Below are 16,291 nucleotides of genomic sequence, written 5' to 3' on the forward strand. Positions count from 1 at the left end.
GCGCTGCTTTACGGAACGAAGGAGACGACAAATTACTTGGCCTTACCCTGGTTAGCCACCGCAGCCTGAGCGGCGGCAATCGCGTCGGCATCACCGAGGTAGTAGTGACGGATCGGTTTCAGCTCAGCGTCCAGCTCGTACACCAGCGGGGTGCCGTTAGGGATGTTCAGGCCAACGATATCGCTGTCGCTGATGCCGTCCAGCATCTTGATCAGGGCGCGCAGGCTGTTGCCGTGGGCCGAGATGATGATTTTCTTGCCGGCCTTGATGGCTGGAGCGATTTCCTCATCCCACACCGGTACCACGCGGGCCACGGTGTCTTTCAGGCACTCGGTCAGCGGAATTTGTTCTTTCGACAAGCCGGCGTAGCGCGGATCGTTGAACGAAGCGCGGTCGTCGCCCGCTTCCAGCGCCGGCGGCGGCGTGTCATAGCTGCGGCGCCAAACGAGCACTTGCTCGTCGCCGTACTTGGCGGCGGTCTCGCCCTTGTCCAGGCCTTGGAGCGCGCCGTAGTGACGCTCGTTCAAACGCCAGTCGTTCTTGATCGGCAGGTACATCATGTCCATTTCGTCCAGCGCCAGCCACAGCGTGCGCACTGCGCGCTTCAGCACCGAGGTATAAGCCAGGTCGAAGGTGTAGCCGCCGTCCTTCAGCAGCTTGCCGGCCTGCTTGGCCTCATTGATGCCTTTTTCGGTCAGATCAACGTCGGTCCAGCCGGTGAAGCGGTTCGACAGGTTCCAGGTGGATTCGCCGTGGCGCATGAAAACGATTTTGTACATGTGGACTATCTTTTCAAGAAAAGTTGGAAAACCGGTGCTTTGAGAACTCTTACAGCTTCTATTTTATAATGCGCAGATTGAGTTCAACCATTGGATTACTGTGAAATTCTTCATTGACAATATTTTTCTGATCGCCATCGTGCTGGTTTCCGGCGGCGCCCTGCTGTGGCCGTCCTTAACCGTGCGCGGCAAGCGCGGCAGCCCGCAAGACATTACTATGTTGATTAACCGCGGCAAAGCCACCATTTTAGATGTGCGCGACGCCAAGGATTACGCCGACGGCCACTTGCCTGACGCCAAGAATATCCCGCTGGCCGAGCTGGACAAGCGCCTGCCGGAGCTGGACAAGTTCAAGAGCCGTAGCCTGATCGTGGTCGGCAAGAGCGACGCCCGTGGTTCGGCCGCCGCCGCCAAGCTGGGCAAAGCCGGCTTCGGCGACGTGGTTAACCTGGAAGGTGGCGTTGCCGCATGGCAAAAAGCCGGCCTGCCGCTGGCTAAGTAATTGGAGGAAAGCAAGATGACTGCCGAAGTGATTATGTACACCACCGCCGTGTGCCCGTACTGCATCCGCGCTGAGCGCCTGCTGGAATCCAAGGGTGTGACCGGCCTGAAGAAGATCCGCGTGGATCTTGACCCTGAGCAACGTATTTCGATGATGCAAAAGACCGGTCGCCGCACCGTGCCGCAAATCTATATCGGCGAGACCCACGTCGGTGGTTTCGACGATTTGTATGCGCTCGATCAAGCTGGCGGCTTGTCGCCCTTGTTAAATGGCTAATAGCCACCAAATACAACGTACGTCGGGCGGAAAGCCTTTAAAACCATAATGGTTTTGATACAATTGCCCTCGCGTTTGATTTGAGCTGTCTTCTAGCCATACCAAGCAAACATCATCCGGGCGGCCGGTGCCGCTCGATTTACTATAACGAAAGCGTTCCATGTCTGAAGAAAATCTGCAACCAGTATTCCAAATCCAACGCGTCTACCTGAAAGACCTGTCGCTGGAACAACCTAATTCGCCGGCTATCTTCCTGGAACAGGAAGCACCGACCATCGAAGTCGCGCTGGACGTCGGCGCCGAGCCGCTGGCTGACGGCATCTTCGAATCGACCGTGACCATCACCGTGACCGCTAAAGTCAAAGACAAAGTGGCATTCCTGGTTGAAGGCAAACAAGCTGGTATCTTCGAAGCCCGCAACATTCCAGCAGAACAGCTGGATCCACTGCTGGGCATCGGCTGCCCGAACATCGTGTACCCATACCTGCGCGCCAACATTGCTGACGTGATCACCCGTGCCGGTTTCCCACCAGTGCACCTGGCCGAGATCAACTTCGAAGTGTTCTACCAGCAGCGTCAACAAGCGATCGCTGAAGCAGCCGCTGCTGCCCCAGCCGCTGACGCGACCCACTAAGTAATTCCCCCGCCGCCGGACGCTCGTCCGGCGGCAGTTTTCCCCATCCCAAGGTAAGCCATGACATTTCCCCGTTTAATCGCTGCTCTGACCATGACGCTGGCTGCTGCCGCGAGTCAGGCATATGATTTCAAAACGGTAGGCGCTGCGCCCGTGATCTTGTACGACGCGCCGTCGACCAAGGGGGGCAAACTGTTTGTCGTACCGCGCGGCGCCCCGCTGGAAGTGGTGCTGGCCTACGGCGAATGGCTGAAAGTCCGTGACGTCAACGGCGAGCTGGCGTGGACCGAGGCTAAAGGCCTGAGCACCAAGCGCAACGTCATCGTCAAAACCCCGAATCTGAAAATCCGCTCCACGCCGGATGATGCGGCCAGCGCCGTGTTCACCGCCGACAAGGGCGTGCTGCTGGAACTGAGCGAAAGCGTGGCCGGCGGCTGGATCAAGGTGCGTCATCGCGACGGCCTGGTCGGTTACGTCAAAAATTCCGAAGTCTGGGGCATATAATTGCCGTAGCGGCGCACTCCCACGCGCCGAATGAGATCCCATGCAAGATAAGAACAAACAGGCGGGCATCGCTCGCAAGGTGAGCGTGCTCGGCGCAGGCGCCTGGGGCACGGCCGTGGCCATGGCGCTGGCCCAGCGTCACGACGTGCTGCTGTGGGGCCGCAATGCTGCTGCCCTGCAGGCGATGGCGCTTGCCCGCGAAAATCCCTACCTGCCCGGTTATGCTTTCCCTGAGCGTCTGCAAGTGGCGGCCGATTTCGATGCGGCGCTGGCCCATGTGGCCGAGCACGGCAGCCTGCTGATTGCGGCCTGTCCAGTAGCTGGCTTGCGGCCGCTGCTGCAATCGCTCAAGGGTCGTTCCATTCCCAACGTGGTGTGGCTGTGCAAGGGCTTTGAATACGACACCGGCCTGCTGCCGCACCAGATTGTGCGTGAAGTGCTGGGCGATACGGTGCCCGGTGGTGCGCTGTCGGGGCCGTCGTTTGCGCAGGAAGTGGCCAAGGGCTTGCCGTGTGCGCTGACCATTGCGTCGGACTCGGCGGCATTGCGCGCCAGCGTGGTGGAGACTGCGCACGGCGGCAATATGCGCGTGTATTCGAGCGAGGATCTGGTCGGCGTGGAAGTCGGCGGCGCGGTCAAGAATATTTTGGCAATTGCTACCGGTGCGGCTGATGGTCTGGGCCTGGGGTTGAATGCGCGCGCGGCGCTGATTACGCGTGGCCTGGCGGAGATCACCCGCCTCGGCGTGGCGCTGGGTGGCCAGACTGAGACCTTCATGGGTTTGACCGGCATGGGCGACTTGATTTTGACCTGCACCGGCGACCTGTCGCGCAACCGCCGCGTCGGCCTCGGGCTGGCGCAGGGCAAGGCGCTGGATGTGATCGTGCAGGAGTTGGGGCATGTAGCCGAAGGCGTGCCGTGCGCCAAGGCCGTGCGCGAACTGTCGGCCAAGCTTGGTGTTGAGATGCCGATCACCAATGCGGTGGCTGGGGTGCTGTTTGACGGCGACCAACCCCAAACCATGGTCGCCCGCTTGCTTTCCCGCGACCCCAAGGACGAGTAAACGGGTTAAAACGCTCTTCCCCCCGCCCCAAGACACCGCCAACAATCGGCCACGACAGTGGCGTGGGGTCTGACCCCGTACGGGGTCAGACCCCTGGAGCTTTAGGGGTTATTCCTCTTCCACGTCAGACTTCGCCTCACGCATCCACGCGACCAGCGGGTAAGCGTCTTTGAGGCCGGCCGCCAGCGTCGGCACCAGCAGCTCCGGCTTGTTCAGCTGCAAATCAATCTCCGTCCACACAAAGAAACTCTTCAGCTTGATGTACTCAATGTGCTCATGCTCTGGATCGAAGCCTTTCGGCGGACGCTGCAACTTGCCTTCGTTCTGAATATCGCCATACGTCGCCACCAGCTTCTTGTTCTTCAACACTTTGCGGAAACCCGCCGCATCCTCAACCATGTGCTGGCGCAGCGCTTTCAAACGGTGCGGCGGCGGCATGTACTCGCCGGCGCCGAACAGCAGCTTGCCGCTGCCATCAATCTGCATGTAGTAAGTCGGCCCGCCAGCCTTGCTTGGACGGCGCATATCATTCGGCGCCACCGCCGCCGAGAAGCGCGTCTTGTACGGGCTCTTGTCATGCGCAAAGCGCACGTCGCGGTTGATGCGGAACATGGCTTTCTTCGGATTGCTGAACTTGACCTGCGCATCAAACTTGCCCAGTTCGGCAATCATCTCGGTCACCACTTGCAGGAATTCTTCGCGCAAGATGTCGTAACGCGGCTTGTTCATGATGAACCACGGGCGGTTGTTGTTGGCTTCCAGTTCGCGCAGGTATTGGGTCAGGTCTCGCAGATGCATGGTGTCCTTATTTCGCATTGGCCGGCCGCTTGCCGACCGTGATATCCAGCGTGGTTTCGCGGTTTTTCCGCAAGACCGTCATTTTAGCTTTTCCGCCGGGAGCGAGTTGGGCGATGAGATTGAGCATGCTGGTGGTGTCCTTGACCGGCTTGCCATCGACCGACAGCAAGATGTCACCCGGCTTGATGCCGCCCTTGTCGGCCGGGCCGTTGCGCACCACGCCGGCAATGATGGCGCCGCTCTCGCGCGTCAGGTCGAAGCTGGCGGCCAGCTCGGGCGTGATTTCCTGCGTTTCCACCCCGATCCAGCCGCGCACCACGTGGCCCGACTTGATAATGGCCTCCATCACCGACTTGGCGGTGGTGACCGGGATCGCAAAGCCGATCCCGACCGAGCCGCCGGTCTGCGAGTAAATTGCCGAGTTGATGCCCAGCAGGTTGCCGCTGGAATCAACCAGCGCCCCGCCCGAGTTGCCGAAGTTAATCGCCGCGTCGGTCTGTATGAAGTTCTCGAAATGGTTGATGTGCAGGTTGTTGCGCCCCAGCGCAGAGATGATGCCCATGGTCACGGTCTGGCCGACGCCAAACGGGTTGCCGATGGCCAGCACCACGTCGCCCACTTGCGCCTGCTCGGCCTGCCCCAGCACGATCACCGGCAATTTCTCCAGCGCGATCTTGATCACGGCCAGATCGGTCTCCGGGTCGGTGCCGACCAGCTTGGCGGCAGCTTTGCGGCCGTCGGCCAGCACCACCTCGATTTCATCGGCCGCTTCCACCACGTGGTTGTTGGTCAGGATGTAGCCCTGCGCCGAGACGATCACGCCCGAGCCGAGGCTGGATTCGTCGTCGCTATCCTCGTCGCGCTCGCCGAAGAATTTTTTAAAGAAGGGATCGCGCAGCAGCGGATGCTTGCCGCGCTTGGGTTTCTTGCTGGTGATGATGTTGACCACGGCCGGCATGGCGCGCGCCGCCGCCGCCCGGTAAGAGCCGCCAGCCGACTGCGGCGGCTTGGATGGGCCCGCCTCCAGCATCGCCGCCGGATGCTCGACGCTGCCCATTTGCTGCACGCGCACCGGCGCCGGCTGCTCGCGCCGGCCCACCGCCGTGTAGACGAAATACAGTGCCAATACGACGGTCACCGTTTGCGCAAACAATAACCAAAGTCGTCGCATCGCAGTCCAGCCTGCCGCCTTGGCGGCGGCCTTGAATTATTTTTTGAGAGAGTCGCGGATTTCGCGCAGCAGCACAATATCTTCCGGGGTCGGTGGCGGCGGTTCTGCCGCAGCGGCGGCCGCTTCCTGCTTTTGGCCCAGGTTGCGCGCCTTGTTCATCAGGCGCACCATCTGGAAGATCACAAACGCCAGAATGATAAAGTTCAGCAAGATGGTAGCAAAATTCCCGTAAGCGAACACGGCGCCCAGTTTCTTCGCTTCCGCCAGGCTCAGATTCGCGGCTTGGCCGTTCAGCGGAATGTAGTAGTTGGCAAAGTCCAGGCCGCCAAACAGCTTGCCGATCGGCGGCATGATGATGTCGGCCACCAGCGAATCGACGATCTTGCCGAAGGCGCCGCCGATGATCACACCGACCGCCAAATCGACCACATTGCCCTTCATCGCGAACTCTTTAAATTCCTGCATCATTGCCATATTTTTATCCTCGCTGTGTGGTCAATTGTGAACAAAACTGCGCTTGGATCATACTATTTTTTCAATTGGATTCCAAACACGCTTGCTGTTTACGCATTTACAAGCCGAATTACGCTATAAATTGACCTACATCAATTTCTGCTCATGGCCCAAGCTCCTATCATCGCTGCGGGAGCCGTGTACGGCTGACTAAAATCTTGGGGAACGAGCAACGTTGGTGCTAGAGTTGCATCATGCATACTTTATAATGTAGTGTTGCTGGATTTCGTACCTTGGTTTCAGTTTTTCAGTTTGTACACAGTTCTCAAGATTTTGTTCGCACTTTGACTGATTGGGGTTTGTATGAGTAACGAAAAGCAGGTCGATTCAGGCCGTCGCGGATTGCTGGTCGCGACTGGCGCTGCCGGCGGGGTCGTAGGTCTGTCCACCGCGGGCGCATTAGTAAGCACCTTCCAGCCGTCCGAGCGCGCGAAAGCGGCCGGTGCGCCGGTCGAAGTAGATATCTCCACGCTCAACCCCGGCGAGATGAAGACCGTGGAATGGCGCGGCAAGCCCGTCTGGATCATCAAGCGCACCCCGGAAATGGTGGCGTCGCTGAAAAAAACCGACGGCAAAGTGGCGGACGCCGAGTCCAAGCGCAATCCCGAAGAATTCACCCCTGAATACGCCCGCAACGAGTGGCGCTCGCGCAAACCGGAATTACTGGTCGCGGTCGGCATCTGTACTCACCTGGGCTGCTCACCTTCCTCCAAATTTACCCCCGGCCCGCAGCCTTCGCTGCCGGATGACTGGGAGGGCGGCTTCCTCTGCCCTTGCCACGGCTCGACCTTTGACATGGCCGGCCGCGTGTTCAAGAACAAGCCGGCGCCGGACAACCTGCAAGTCCCGCGCCATATGTATCTGAGCGACACCAAGCTGGTTATCGGTAAAGACGAGAAAGGCGAGGCATAAGATGGGTGCATTCAAGGAGACAAAATTCCCGGCCGATGCACCGGCCGCACAAAAAGCCTTGGGCTGGGTGGATGACCGCTTCCCACTCACCAAGCTGTGGAATGATCAATGGGGCAAATACTACGCCCCGAAAAACTTCAATTTCTGGTACATCTTCGGTTCGCTCGCCATGCTGGTGCTGGTGCTGCAAATCGTTACCGGCATCTTCCTGACCATGCACTACAAGCCGGACGCCAACCTGGCCTTCGGTTCGGTCGAATACATTATGCGCGAAGTACCGTGGGGCTGGCTGGTGCGCTATATGCACTCGACCGGCGCCTCGGCCTTCTTCATCATCGTCTACCTGCACATGACGCGCGGCCTGCTGTACGGCTCGTATCGCAAACCACGCGAACTGATCTGGCTGTTCGGCTTTGCCATCTTCCTGTGCCTGATGGCCGAAGCGTTCTTCGGCTACCTGCTGCCTTGGGGCCAGATGTCGTACTGGGGCGCGCAGGTGATCGTCAACCTGTTTGGCGCGATTCCGCTGATCGGCCCTGACCTGTCGCTGTGGATCCGCGGCGACTACGTGGTGTCGGACGCCACCCTGAACCGCTTCTTCGCCTTCCACGTGATCGCGATTCCGCTGGTGCTGCTGGGCCTGGTGGCTGCGCACCTGATCGCGCTGCACGAAGTTGGTTCGAGCAACCCGGACGGCATCGAAGTCAAGGAAAACCTGGGCCCGGACGGCCACCCGGTCGACTCCATCCCATCGCATCCGTACTACACGGTGCACGACCTGTTTGGCGTGTCGGTATTCCTGACCATCTTCAGCGCGGTGGTGTTCTTCGCGCCGGAAATGGGCGGCTACTTCCTCGAGTACAACAACTTCCTGCCGGGCGACTCGCTGAAGACCCCGCTGCACATTGCGCCGACCTGGTACTTCACCGCGTTCTACTCGGTGCTGCGCGCCACCACCGCCGACTTCATGTGGGTGCTGATGTTCTTCGTGGCCGCCTACGTGGTGTTCATCTGGCTGAAATCGCGCCTGGCGACCGGCGTCAAGACCGTGATTGCCGTGATTGCGCTGGTGGCCATCGTCGGCATGCTGCCGCAGGTGCTGGATGCGAAATTCTGGGGCGTGGTGTTCTTCGGCTCCTCGGTGGTGATCCTGGCCTTCCTGCCTTGGCTCGATAAATCGCCGGTGAAATCGATCCGCTACCGCCCGGACTGGCACAAATACGTGTACGCCGTGTTCTTCATCTCGTTCCTGACCCTTGGTTACCTCGGCACCTTGCCGCCGACCGAAGGCCGCACCATCGTGTCGCAAGTGTGCACCCTGCTGTACTTTAGCTTCTTCCTGTTCATGCCATGGTGGAGCGCCATGGGCACGTTCAAGAAGGTTCCAGACCGCGTGGTCTACCACGGCCACTGATAAAGTACACAAAGGACAACACATGAACTTCCCGAAACGATTGCTTGCTATTTTGGCATTGTTACCCGGCCTGGCCTTGGCCAACGAGGGCGGAATCACCCTCGACAAGGCGCCGGATCGCTCAAATAACCTCGCAGCATTGCAGCATGGCGCCAAACTGTTCGTAAATTACTGCCTGAACTGTCATAATGCGTCCTCCATGCGCTACAACCGCCTGAAAGACCTGGGCTTGAGCGAGGAGCAGATCAAGGCCAACTTGCTGTTTACCGGTGATAAGGTCGGTGAAATGATGACCACCACCATGAATCCGAAAGATGCGAAAGCATGGTTCGGCGTGGTGCCGCCGGACTTGTCGGTGATCCAGCGCGCGAAAGCGTCTGGCGCCGGCAGCGGCAGTGATTACCTGTACACCTACCTGCGCAGCTTCTACAAGGACGACACCCGCCCAACCGGCTGGAATAATCGCCTGGTAGAAAACGTGGCCATGCCGCACGTGCTGTGGGAATTGCAAGGTGTACAACAAATCACCACCGAGGAAGTCGCCGATCCGCACGAGCACGGCAAAATGACGCATCAATTTGCTGGCTATAAGCAAGTGTCGGCAGGTAAACTAGACAAATTGGAATATGACACTGCCGTGGCCGACCTGGTCGGCTACATGGAGTGGATGGCGGAGCCTGCAGCGCAGACCCGCAAAAAACTGGGTGTCGCGGTGGTGCTGTTTATGACGCTGTTTGCCCTGCTGGCATGGCGCTTGAATGCGTCGTTCTGGAAAGAAGTGAAATAGTCGAGAGCGCCGGTTTGGCCGGCGCTTGTTTTGCGATGCCCGCGTTTGGCGGGCGATCGATCCGGGTGAGCCGTTCGCGGTCTCGCCCTGTTTGTTCTTCTAAGGAACTAGAAAAATGATGGTTCTCTACTCGGGTACGACCTGCCCATTCTCGCAACGCTGCCGTCTGGTCCTGTTTGAAAAAGGCATGGACTTTGAAGTGCGCGATGTCGACTTGTTCAACAAGCCGGAAGATATCTCGACCATGAATCCGTATGGTCAGGTGCCGATCCTGGTGGAACGCGAATTGATCTTGTACGAATCGAACATCATCAATGAATACATCGACGAACGTTTCCCGCATCCGCAACTGATGCCGGCCGACCCGCTGATGCGCGCCCGCGCGCGCCTGATGCTGTTCAACTTTGAAAAAGAGCTGTTCGTCCACGTGCACACGCTGGAAAGCGAACGCGCCAAGGGCAACGACAAGAGCCACGACAAGGCCCGCGCAGAAATCCGCGACCGCCTGACCACGCTGGCGCCGCTGTTCCTGAAAAACAAATACATGCTGGGCGACGAGTTCTCGATGCTGGACGTGGCGGTAGCGCCGCTGCTGTGGCGTCTGGATCACTACGGCATCGAACTGTCGAAGACCGCCGCGCCGCTGATGAAGTACGCCGAGCGTATCTTCTCGCGTCCTGCGTACATCGAAGCGCTGACGCCGTCGGAAAAGGTGATGCGCCGTTAATGGTTCATTGAAGCACTACGGCGCGCTGGCTGGCACTTGCTGGCGGCGCGCCGTGTTTTACCGCAGTCTGGAAGACCCATGTCTGAAATCTCAACCAAGCCCTACCTGCTGCGCGCCATCTACGAGTGGTGCACGGACAGCGGCTACACTCCCTACCTCGCGGTCAAAGTCGACGCCAGCACCACGGTGCCGATGGAATACGTGAAAAAGGGCGAAATCGTGCTCAACATCAGCTTCGGCGCCACCTCGGGCCTGAAGATGGACAACGACAGCATCCGCTTCCACGCCCGCTTCGGCGGCGTTTCGCGCGAAATCTACATCCCGGTCAACAACGTGATGGCGATTTACGCCAATGAAAACGGCCAAGGCATGGCGTTTGAACCGCAGCTGGGCCAGCAGTCGGCGCCAGCGGAAGACGTGGTGGAAGACGCGCCAGCAGCACCGGTGTTGTCGGCCGTGCCGCCAGCGGTGAGCGAAGCCAAAACCGAAGCGCCGATTGTGCCGGGTGACGACACCGATCCCCCGAAAAAGGGCGGCCGCCCTACGCTGACCCGTATCAAATAGCGTATAATTCGCCCCGTACAAGTTACGCCGACTTAGCTCATTTGGTAGAGCAGTTGATTTGTAATCATCAGGTGGCCAGTTCGAAACCGGCAGTCGGCACCAGTAAAATCAAGCACTTAGCCCAGCCCTCACCGGCTGGGCTTTTTGTTATCTAACGCCATGTAGGCACTGTGTAGGCATTTTGCTTCGCTATAGGTGTCGCGTTCCGTACACTTGATTAAACTTGATTTGACAATCGAATTAGCGTACCCTAACACGCTATGCAAAAGACCTTACACAGCTCCACTATTAAAACTGCCCTTGCTGAGCTCGGATGGTCACAAAAAGAGCTGGCGGAACAGGTAGGGGTCACGGCTCAAGCAGTGACCAACTGGCTGAAGGGCAGTGACTTCCCTCGTCCGGACAAACTACTCAAGTTGGCAATGTTGCTCAAGCTTAGCTTCGCCGAGCTGGTTGCCCCGGAGGCAAACGCGCCTGTTGTGGCCTTTCGAAAAAAAGCCGGGGCCAAAACGACAGATGCACATCGCCTAAAAGCTATGGCAATGGGCACAATGCTGAAGCCGCTTGTTGAGTATCTGCCAAAGCTAAGAGCTCTGCGCACAAAGATTAATAATCCTTCCTTAGAGTACCGTTCGCTGCAGAATGCCGTTAAAGCGGTCAGAGAAAAGCTTGGTATTGGAATGCAGGCGCCATTGCGCTATCAACACATAATCGGCGAATTTGCAGCAAACGATGCGATTCTTGTGCCTGTACTTTGGGGCCAAAAATTGCGGCATGAAAATGCTTTGCACATCCTCCTGCCTGAAGAGCAGGTGACATTTATATTTTTGAATCTCGATACGCATATTGAGGATTTCAAATTCTGGATGTCTCATGAATTGGCTCACGTCTACACTCCGGAACTTGCTGGCACGGATGCGGGAGAGGATTTTGCCGATGCTTTCTCCGCAGCGTTTCTCTTCCCGGAAGACGTCGCAAGTATTGCGTACAGCGACGCTATAAAAAAGCAGACTCAACACAGCGAACTTGGTGTGCTGCAGCGATATGCAGCAGAGCATTCAATCTCAATATTTACTGTTTATTGTGAGATTGAAAAATACGCTGTAGCAAAAGGTCTACCAAAGTTAAGGACTCAAGAGCAGCAATTACACGCTGTACGGACAGTAACGCGGGGCGAGCTCGTTAGTGAAATCTTATTTAAACCACTCCCTCCTGAGCCAAGCGCATTAATTGCTTCCGCGCATTCTGTTTTCCAATCGCAATTCTTTGACGCGATGCGTCGTATGTTGCGGGAAAAAGGAACCGGTCCCGGCTATCTCCAGCAAGTCCTAGATGTAAGTATTCATGATGGGGCGGCACTTCATTCAGAGTTGCTCCATTGACACTTGTTCTGTTAGATACGAACGCTTATCTCCGCCTAGCCAAACGAGTGGTTCCGATGCTGGGAGTGCCGTTTGGTCAGAAAAAATATGTCCTTACGATTCTGAAGGACGTGGAAGACGAAGTGCACCGCAGCGCCACCTTACGGGCCAAATTCCCTTGGTTTGATGGGGATAATTTCTCAGCCGAGCGTTTGGCCAAGCAGGTGCGTCTTAAGCCGGAAGAACGTGCTCAACTTAATTCGGCTTCCAGTGTCTTACACGGGTGGGTTTTAAGAGATATCCAGAGCTACATGACCAATGGGCGCTCCCCACCGTCTGAAACGGATTGCTTTATATTGGCTTTCGGGCAAGTACGAGCTGCAATAGTCGTCACAGATGACTTAGGGATGCATAAGCTTGCAAGCGATTTCGGAATCGATGTGTGGCATGGTTATGAACTTGTTTCCAAAATGTTAAGCGCAAAAATGCTGACGAAGGAACAGGTTCGTGAAATAGTCGAGGCGATTGAGCGAAATGGCGATGCAACTGCAACGTGGATTGCGTCCAAACATACGACTTTCGTCAAGATTTTCGGTGTAAAAGAATAACAGGCCGGAAATGGCATCACTGGCTAGGCGCTTTGCAAAACACTCAATACGCTTGCGCGCGATATTCCAAACTGACGCCCCAAAGCGCTGACACTTTCGCCAGTCGCGTACTTTGCTACAATTTCCACGCGCTGCTCGGCCGTCGTCTTAGCCGGGCGGCCCAGCGTTTTGCCTTCGCTCTTAGCGCGAGCGAGACCAGCTTGCGTCCGTTCCACCAACAAATCACGCTCCATCTCTGCCACAGCAGCCAGCATGGTCAGCATCATCTTGCCGGCCGGCGAGGTCAGGTCTAGTTTGCCCAGCTGGAGCACGATGACGGCAATCTTGCGGCTCGCCAGCAGCTTCACCGTGGCGCCGACGTCCTGCGCATCGCGACCCAGACGATCCAGCTTCGCCACCACCAGCGTTTCCCCATTCCGAATCTGACCGAGCAGCGCGGCGAACTGCGGGCGCTGCGTCGCACTGGTCTTGCCGCTGATGGTGTCGGAAAACCAGAAGTCCACCTGATGGCCGGCCGCTTGAATCTCAATGCGCTGATTGTCAGCGCTCTGTTCGGTAGTGCTGACGCGGCCGTATGCAAAGGTTGCCATGGTGTCTCTCCGGTTAAGACTGTTAGAAAACACTGTTAGAATATATTCACCTGTTAGGAATTGCAAGGGATATATTTCCAACATGGCGAATGCTTCCCTTTCATGGATGTTAGAAATCGTTCGTTTTCTAACACCGGTGATATTGCAGAAAAAATCATGTATGCTGGAAACACCAAACGCATTGAAACTTCGACGTTATAACCAGCACAGGAGGCAACTATGGGTGGTGCGAAACGGATGATGGAGGAAGAAGAGTCAAAGCGCCAAGTCGCTTTGGGAATTGCTATCGAAGCCGGCGTTTTAGAGCAATGCCCTAGTCACGACGACTGCGTGTATCTCGGTGGTGAGGAAATCGAAAGCGCTTATAAGCTTGCGAATTACAAAGTTTCGCATGGTGAGCTCGCAGACGTCTTCGACGACCGGCGAGAGATGACAGACATCATCAAGGCAGTAGTCGACGATAACTCTGCCGATGAATGTTACGCGTGCACGAAGAATTGGAAAGAATAGAAGGGCTACGCGTTTCGAAGGGGATAGCGTTTCGCCCCCCTTGTCAGAACAATAAGGGAGTGCTCTTTTGCCACCCCCTTTGTCTTCCAGCGCCAGCACTATGCTGGCACCGCCGCGTGCGGGAACCACCGCGCGATGTTCGCCCGCTCGGCGGTCACCACTTTTTCCAGCATCTGCTGCAGCCGGTCTAGCTGGCCCACCATGTCTACGAGGCAGGCGGCCGGGTCGTGCAGTACCAGCCAGATTTCCGGGTCTGCTACGTTGAACTCCAGCTGCAGGCCGACTGGTGACGCCAACGGCGGCCGGTCAGGTTCACGCGCGGCGGCGATGCGGGCTGCCTGTTCCAGCTCGGGCCGCACCTGGTCGAACAGTTCCACCACCGTGGCGCCGCTGGCCAGCAGATGGCGCACATGGCACCACACCTTCAACCGGTCGCCCGCCCGCGCAATGCTCGTGCGCCACTCCAGCACCGGCGCGTCACTCTTCCGCGCGCGGCTCACTTCACACCTCCGTGGTCGCTCACAAGCTTTATGCGGCCAGGCGACGTCGGCGCGCTCTCGAGCGGGAACATCTTGGCGACCATGTTGGCGAAGTCAATGATGTCGGAGCGCCAGTAAGGCGCCGTGGCACGGTAGCGTTGCAACAGCTTGTTCTCGTCGGCGGTCAGCGTGAGCGGCACCAGTGCGAGGGCGGCGGCCTCTTCCTTCGATGGCGGTTTCATACGGCAACTGCGCTTTCTGCCTGCGCGCGGCGCCAGATGGCGTGGCCTTCCGCTTGGCCGGCATAGTAGGCGTCATCCTCGGCGGTGGCCGGGTCGTACAGCTTGGGAATGCGGCGGCCCTCGATGCGGAACTTCAGCGCCGCCAGCACGCCGTGCTTGTACGCCGGGCTGCGCGGGTCGCGCGGCACACAAAAGGCGGCGGCGAACAGTTCGTCAGCAGTGGCGCTGGCGGCTGGCGCGGACAGTGAGTTAATGGTGGGGAATTGCGATTGCGCCGTGCTGGCGCTGGGCGTGGTGGTGCCTGGCATGTTGTAGCCTCCAATGTCGGTGATGAACCGCATCCCACGCTCTCAAACGTGGGGGAGCAGCAAGTGACAGGGTTGAGAGACCGGTGACATAGGAAACCGGCAGGCCGAAGCCTCCCTGCCACCGCTTGCTCATTGAAGGGCGAACGGAGGCACACGCGAAAAAAAAACGGCTTGCGCCGTCTGTGCGCCCATGTCTTTTCTGGCTCTCACCCCAGACACCGTCTTTGTCCGGTGCTTTTTTAGAATAGGCCAGTGCAACCGTTTGCGTCAAGAGGTTTTACGTTTGTAAGGTGTTGCGCTTGGGGTTTGTGCACTCGCCATTCGTTGAGGGTTGAAGCTCAATACAGACTGTTTATCTTGGAATTTTCCTCGCACCGCAAAACGATTCGGCTCTCTGCTGCTATCTTCGTAAGAAAGGATTTTTTTCGGAGGGTTTTGGAGATGTCTAGCCACCATATCTTCGAAAGCTTTCTTGCATACAGCTTCGACCGATGGCATTAGCTGAATGGCAGAAATGCCCATCAAACTTAATTCCCGCATCACCACTGGCCGAAGCTCGGAGGGGATTTCGTATTTGGTTAAATACTTTGTAGCGTCAGTTTCGTTAGCTCGGATATGCGCCTCGATGTCTACTACATTTGACCAAGTGAAACAGCCCTGCTGTGCAGCTAGCTTGTGATTGCCGATTATTCGGGGGCGAAGCATCGATACGTTAGGTCTTTCATCTGCGACGTCCTTGCTTTGCGGCTTATCGCGTACCCAAGCCTCCTCGTCAAAACAGTAAATCGCGACGTTCTCGCTCTGGACGGAAAAACTATCTACCCCCTCAAAGGCGAAATACGCAGCGATGAAGGGGGACGAACTCCAATCCAAAATTGGTGTGGGGAACCCATTGTGCTGAAGGAAAGCCAGAAATTCCGCTAAGCCTAATTCGCTGGATAGATCCCAACTTTTCCCAGTCCATGCCTCGACCGCCTCTTGTACTTGAGGTAAGACTTGGTTGATATAGACCAGCATGTCGCCGACATTCCGAACGAAAGGGGTTCGGTGTAGCGCTGATGTTAAGGACCAAGTTGCGTTTCTCTGTCCGCGATAGACCATATTGCGTCGCGTGCGAATGTGCTCGCCTACCAGCGCCTTGTACTGTTCCCAAGAAATTAGATTCATACCCACTCGCCTAGTTTTTCGTCAGTATGTCCATATAGTGGAGCTCAAGCAAGTGGGGCAGACTGGGCGAGTGACGCCCCGAAAATTTGGGCCATGCCGCTGACGCCGGAAAAATTTCCGGGGTCGTCGGCGGGTGTCGTTCCTCCGAACGATACCGATATCCCGGTTTGCACCATACCCAAGGTAAGTCGCAGATTTGCAAGGGACGAATAGTCCCCTACAAGCTGCCCACTTTCCGGGTTATTACCAACGCACGCTCAACACCTGTTGAGCAGCCGTTCAACGCTCGTTGCCACTTGCTTGATATCGGATAGGAACCGGCTGGGTTTCCGTTGGAGCTCCCACGCCTTACCAGATGAGCAATTAATGGCGGAGTTCATGT

General features: G+C 57.3%; 22 protein-coding genes and 1 tRNA gene. 14 read left to right on the forward strand and 9 right to left on the reverse strand.

The window, feature by feature from the left end; translation table 11 throughout:
- Positions 1–32: 32 nt before the first annotated feature.
- A complete protein-coding gene (gene gpmA, locus GTP45_RS20605) occupies positions 33–779 on the reverse strand; it encodes a 2,3-diphosphoglycerate-dependent phosphoglycerate mutase (RefSeq protein ID WP_161015737.1) in 747 nt (248 codons plus the stop codon).
- Between the two features lie 100 nt (positions 780–879).
- Between gpmA and GTP45_RS20610 the strand changes: the two genes are divergently transcribed.
- From GTP45_RS20610 to GTP45_RS20630, 5 genes are all read left to right on the forward strand, one after another.
- Positions 880–1,281, forward strand: coding sequence for a rhodanese-like domain-containing protein (locus GTP45_RS20610; protein WP_161015738.1), 402 nt, complete (start codon positions 880–882; stop codon positions 1,279–1,281).
- 15 nt (positions 1,282–1,296) lie between these two features.
- Entirely contained in the window at positions 1,297–1,557 is a 261-nt protein-coding gene (gene grxC, locus GTP45_RS20615) for a glutaredoxin 3 (RefSeq protein WP_161015739.1), read from the forward strand.
- 160 nt (positions 1,558–1,717) lie between these two features.
- Entirely contained in the window at positions 1,718–2,191 is a 474-nt protein-coding gene (gene secB / locus GTP45_RS20620) for a protein-export chaperone SecB (RefSeq protein WP_072788116.1), read from the forward strand.
- Between the two features lie 60 nt (positions 2,192–2,251).
- The gene (locus tag GTP45_RS20625; protein WP_161015740.1) at positions 2,252–2,695 is read left to right on the forward strand and encodes an SH3 domain-containing protein; all 444 of its coding nucleotides are present in this window, start codon (positions 2,252–2,254) and stop codon (positions 2,693–2,695) included.
- A gap of 40 nt (positions 2,696–2,735) precedes the next feature.
- On the forward strand, positions 2,736–3,758 hold the full coding sequence (locus tag GTP45_RS20630; protein WP_161015741.1) for an NAD(P)H-dependent glycerol-3-phosphate dehydrogenase: 1,023 nt from the start codon (positions 2,736–2,738) through the stop codon (positions 3,756–3,758).
- Positions 3,759–3,866: 108 nt separating this feature from the next.
- Here GTP45_RS20630 and GTP45_RS20635 read toward each other — a convergent pair whose 3' ends face one another.
- The 3 genes from GTP45_RS20635 to mscL are packed head-to-tail and all read right to left on the reverse strand — an operon-like array spanning position 3,867 to position 6,201.
- Positions 3,867–4,556 (reverse strand): DUF2461 domain-containing protein, encoded by a 690-nt coding sequence (locus GTP45_RS20635; RefSeq protein ID WP_161015742.1) that lies wholly within the window; start codon positions 4,554–4,556, stop codon positions 3,867–3,869.
- A gap of 7 nt (positions 4,557–4,563) precedes the next feature.
- Positions 4,564–5,727: a Do family serine endopeptidase gene (locus GTP45_RS20640; RefSeq protein WP_161015743.1), complete on the reverse strand. Its 1,164-nt coding sequence runs from the start codon at positions 5,725–5,727 to the stop codon at positions 4,564–4,566.
- Positions 5,728–5,763: 36 nt separating this feature from the next.
- Complete coding sequence (gene mscL, locus GTP45_RS20645; protein WP_161015744.1) at positions 5,764–6,201, reverse strand: large conductance mechanosensitive channel protein MscL; 438 nt, start codon at positions 6,199–6,201, stop codon at positions 5,764–5,766.
- A 342-nt stretch (positions 6,202–6,543) separates the two neighbouring features.
- Here mscL and petA point away from each other — a divergent pair, with 342 nt between their 5' ends.
- The 8 genes from petA to GTP45_RS20685 all read left to right on the forward strand — a co-directional run bounded on the left by petA (position 6,544) and on the right by GTP45_RS20685 (position 12,613).
- The gene (gene petA / locus GTP45_RS20650) at positions 6,544–7,152 is read left to right on the forward strand and encodes a ubiquinol-cytochrome c reductase iron-sulfur subunit (RefSeq protein ID WP_161015745.1); all 609 of its coding nucleotides are present in this window, start codon (positions 6,544–6,546) and stop codon (positions 7,150–7,152) included.
- A 1-nt stretch (position 7,153) separates the two neighbouring features.
- On the forward strand, positions 7,154–8,566 hold the full coding sequence (locus GTP45_RS20655; RefSeq protein ID WP_161015746.1) for a cytochrome b: 1,413 nt from the start codon (positions 7,154–7,156) through the stop codon (positions 8,564–8,566).
- A gap of 22 nt (positions 8,567–8,588) precedes the next feature.
- On the forward strand, positions 8,589–9,353 hold the full coding sequence (locus tag GTP45_RS20660; RefSeq protein WP_161015747.1) for a cytochrome c1: 765 nt from the start codon (positions 8,589–8,591) through the stop codon (positions 9,351–9,353).
- A gap of 115 nt (positions 9,354–9,468) precedes the next feature.
- Complete coding sequence (locus tag GTP45_RS20665; RefSeq protein ID WP_072788101.1) at positions 9,469–10,080, forward strand: glutathione S-transferase N-terminal domain-containing protein; 612 nt, start codon at positions 9,469–9,471, stop codon at positions 10,078–10,080.
- A 78-nt stretch (positions 10,081–10,158) separates the two neighbouring features.
- Positions 10,159–10,644 carry a ClpXP protease specificity-enhancing factor gene (locus GTP45_RS20670; protein ID WP_161015748.1) on the forward strand — a complete coding sequence of 162 codons (486 nt, stop codon included), beginning with the start codon at positions 10,159–10,161 and terminating at the stop codon, positions 10,642–10,644.
- Positions 10,645–10,670: 26 nt separating this feature from the next.
- Positions 10,671–10,746 (forward strand) — tRNA-Thr (locus tag GTP45_RS20675).
- 158 nt (positions 10,747–10,904) lie between these two features.
- Positions 10,905–12,026, forward strand: coding sequence for an ImmA/IrrE family metallo-endopeptidase (locus tag GTP45_RS20680; protein ID WP_161015749.1), 1,122 nt, complete (start codon positions 10,905–10,907; stop codon positions 12,024–12,026).
- 56 nt (positions 12,027–12,082) lie between these two features.
- Positions 12,083–12,613, forward strand: a complete 531-nt coding sequence (locus GTP45_RS20685; protein ID WP_229258567.1) for a hypothetical protein — start codon at positions 12,083–12,085, stop codon at positions 12,611–12,613.
- 23 nt (positions 12,614–12,636) lie between these two features.
- Here GTP45_RS20685 and GTP45_RS20690 read toward each other — a convergent pair whose 3' ends face one another.
- Entirely contained in the window at positions 12,637–13,203 is a 567-nt protein-coding gene (locus tag GTP45_RS20690; RefSeq protein WP_161015751.1) for a recombinase family protein, read from the reverse strand.
- 219 nt (positions 13,204–13,422) lie between these two features.
- Here GTP45_RS20690 and GTP45_RS20695 point away from each other — a divergent pair, with 219 nt between their 5' ends.
- Positions 13,423–13,713 (forward strand): Ea8.5 family phage-derived protein, encoded by a 291-nt coding sequence (locus tag GTP45_RS20695; protein ID WP_161015752.1) that lies wholly within the window; start codon positions 13,423–13,425, stop codon positions 13,711–13,713.
- A gap of 98 nt (positions 13,714–13,811) precedes the next feature.
- On the opposite strand, the gene GTP45_RS20700 is transcribed toward GTP45_RS20695, so the two are convergent.
- From GTP45_RS20700 to GTP45_RS20715, 4 genes are all read right to left on the reverse strand, one after another.
- Positions 13,812–14,123: a hypothetical protein gene (locus tag GTP45_RS20700; protein WP_161015753.1), complete on the reverse strand. Its 312-nt coding sequence runs from the start codon at positions 14,121–14,123 to the stop codon at positions 13,812–13,814.
- An 86-nt stretch (positions 14,124–14,209) separates the two neighbouring features.
- On the reverse strand, positions 14,210–14,434 hold the full coding sequence (locus GTP45_RS20705; RefSeq protein WP_161015754.1) for a hypothetical protein: 225 nt from the start codon (positions 14,432–14,434) through the stop codon (positions 14,210–14,212).
- Positions 14,431–14,775: a hypothetical protein gene (locus tag GTP45_RS20710; protein WP_161015755.1), complete on the reverse strand. Its 345-nt coding sequence runs from the start codon at positions 14,773–14,775 to the stop codon at positions 14,431–14,433. Before GTP45_RS20710 ends, GTP45_RS20705 begins: the two co-directional genes overlap by 4 nt.
- Positions 14,776–15,009: 234 nt before the next feature.
- Positions 15,010–15,909, reverse strand: a complete 900-nt coding sequence (locus tag GTP45_RS20715) for an FRG domain-containing protein (protein ID WP_161015756.1) — start codon at positions 15,907–15,909, stop codon at positions 15,010–15,012.
- Positions 15,910–16,291: the final 382 nt, after the last annotated feature.

Source organism: Duganella rivi (genome assembly GCF_009857435.1).
Classification (GTDB): domain Bacteria; phylum Pseudomonadota; class Gammaproteobacteria; order Burkholderiales; family Burkholderiaceae_D; genus Rugamonas; species Rugamonas rivi.

Bases quoted from the DNA above. Each gene is read 5' to 3' on its own strand.
- GTP45_RS20715 (WP_161015756.1), bottom strand. From the start codon at position 15,909: ATGAATCTAATTTCTTGGGAACAGTACAAGGCGCTGGTAGGCGAGCAC.
- GTP45_RS20710 (WP_161015755.1), bottom strand. From the start codon at position 14,775: ATGCGGTTCATCACCGACATTGGAGGCTACAACATGCCAGGCACCACC.
- GTP45_RS20685 (WP_229258567.1), top strand. From the start codon at position 12,083: ATGCTGGGAGTGCCGTTTGGTCAGAAAAAATATGTCCTTACGATTCTG.
- GTP45_RS20680 (WP_161015749.1), top strand. From the start codon at position 10,905: ATGCAAAAGACCTTACACAGCTCCACTATTAAAACTGCCCTTGCTGAG.
- GTP45_RS20695 (WP_161015752.1), top strand. From the start codon at position 13,423: ATGGGTGGTGCGAAACGGATGATGGAGGAAGAAGAGTCAAAGCGCCAA.
- GTP45_RS20640 (WP_161015743.1), bottom strand. From the start codon at position 5,727: ATGCGACGACTTTGGTTATTGTTTGCGCAAACGGTGACCGTCGTATTG.
- GTP45_RS20660 (WP_161015747.1), top strand. From the start codon at position 8,589: ATGAACTTCCCGAAACGATTGCTTGCTATTTTGGCATTGTTACCCGGC.
- secB (WP_072788116.1), top strand. From the start codon at position 1,718: ATGTCTGAAGAAAATCTGCAACCAGTATTCCAAATCCAACGCGTCTAC.
- GTP45_RS20655 (WP_161015746.1), top strand. From the start codon at position 7,154: ATGGGTGCATTCAAGGAGACAAAATTCCCGGCCGATGCACCGGCCGCA.
- GTP45_RS20630 (WP_161015741.1), top strand. From the start codon at position 2,736: ATGCAAGATAAGAACAAACAGGCGGGCATCGCTCGCAAGGTGAGCGTG.
- GTP45_RS20670 (WP_161015748.1), top strand. From the start codon at position 10,159: ATGTCTGAAATCTCAACCAAGCCCTACCTGCTGCGCGCCATCTACGAG.
- grxC (WP_161015739.1), top strand. From the start codon at position 1,297: ATGACTGCCGAAGTGATTATGTACACCACCGCCGTGTGCCCGTACTGC.
- petA (WP_161015745.1), top strand. From the start codon at position 6,544: ATGAGTAACGAAAAGCAGGTCGATTCAGGCCGTCGCGGATTGCTGGTC.
- GTP45_RS20705 (WP_161015754.1), bottom strand. From the start codon at position 14,434: ATGAAACCGCCATCGAAGGAAGAGGCCGCCGCCCTCGCACTGGTGCCG.
- GTP45_RS20635 (WP_161015742.1), bottom strand. From the start codon at position 4,556: ATGCATCTGCGAGACCTGACCCAATACCTGCGCGAACTGGAAGCCAAC.
- gpmA (WP_161015737.1), bottom strand. From the start codon at position 779: ATGTACAAAATCGTTTTCATGCGCCACGGCGAATCCACCTGGAACCTG.
- GTP45_RS20625 (WP_161015740.1), top strand. From the start codon at position 2,252: ATGACATTTCCCCGTTTAATCGCTGCTCTGACCATGACGCTGGCTGCT.
- GTP45_RS20690 (WP_161015751.1), bottom strand. From the start codon at position 13,203: ATGGCAACCTTTGCATACGGCCGCGTCAGCACTACCGAACAGAGCGCT.
- GTP45_RS20665 (WP_072788101.1), top strand. From the start codon at position 9,469: ATGATGGTTCTCTACTCGGGTACGACCTGCCCATTCTCGCAACGCTGC.
- mscL (WP_161015744.1), bottom strand. From the start codon at position 6,201: ATGGCAATGATGCAGGAATTTAAAGAGTTCGCGATGAAGGGCAATGTG.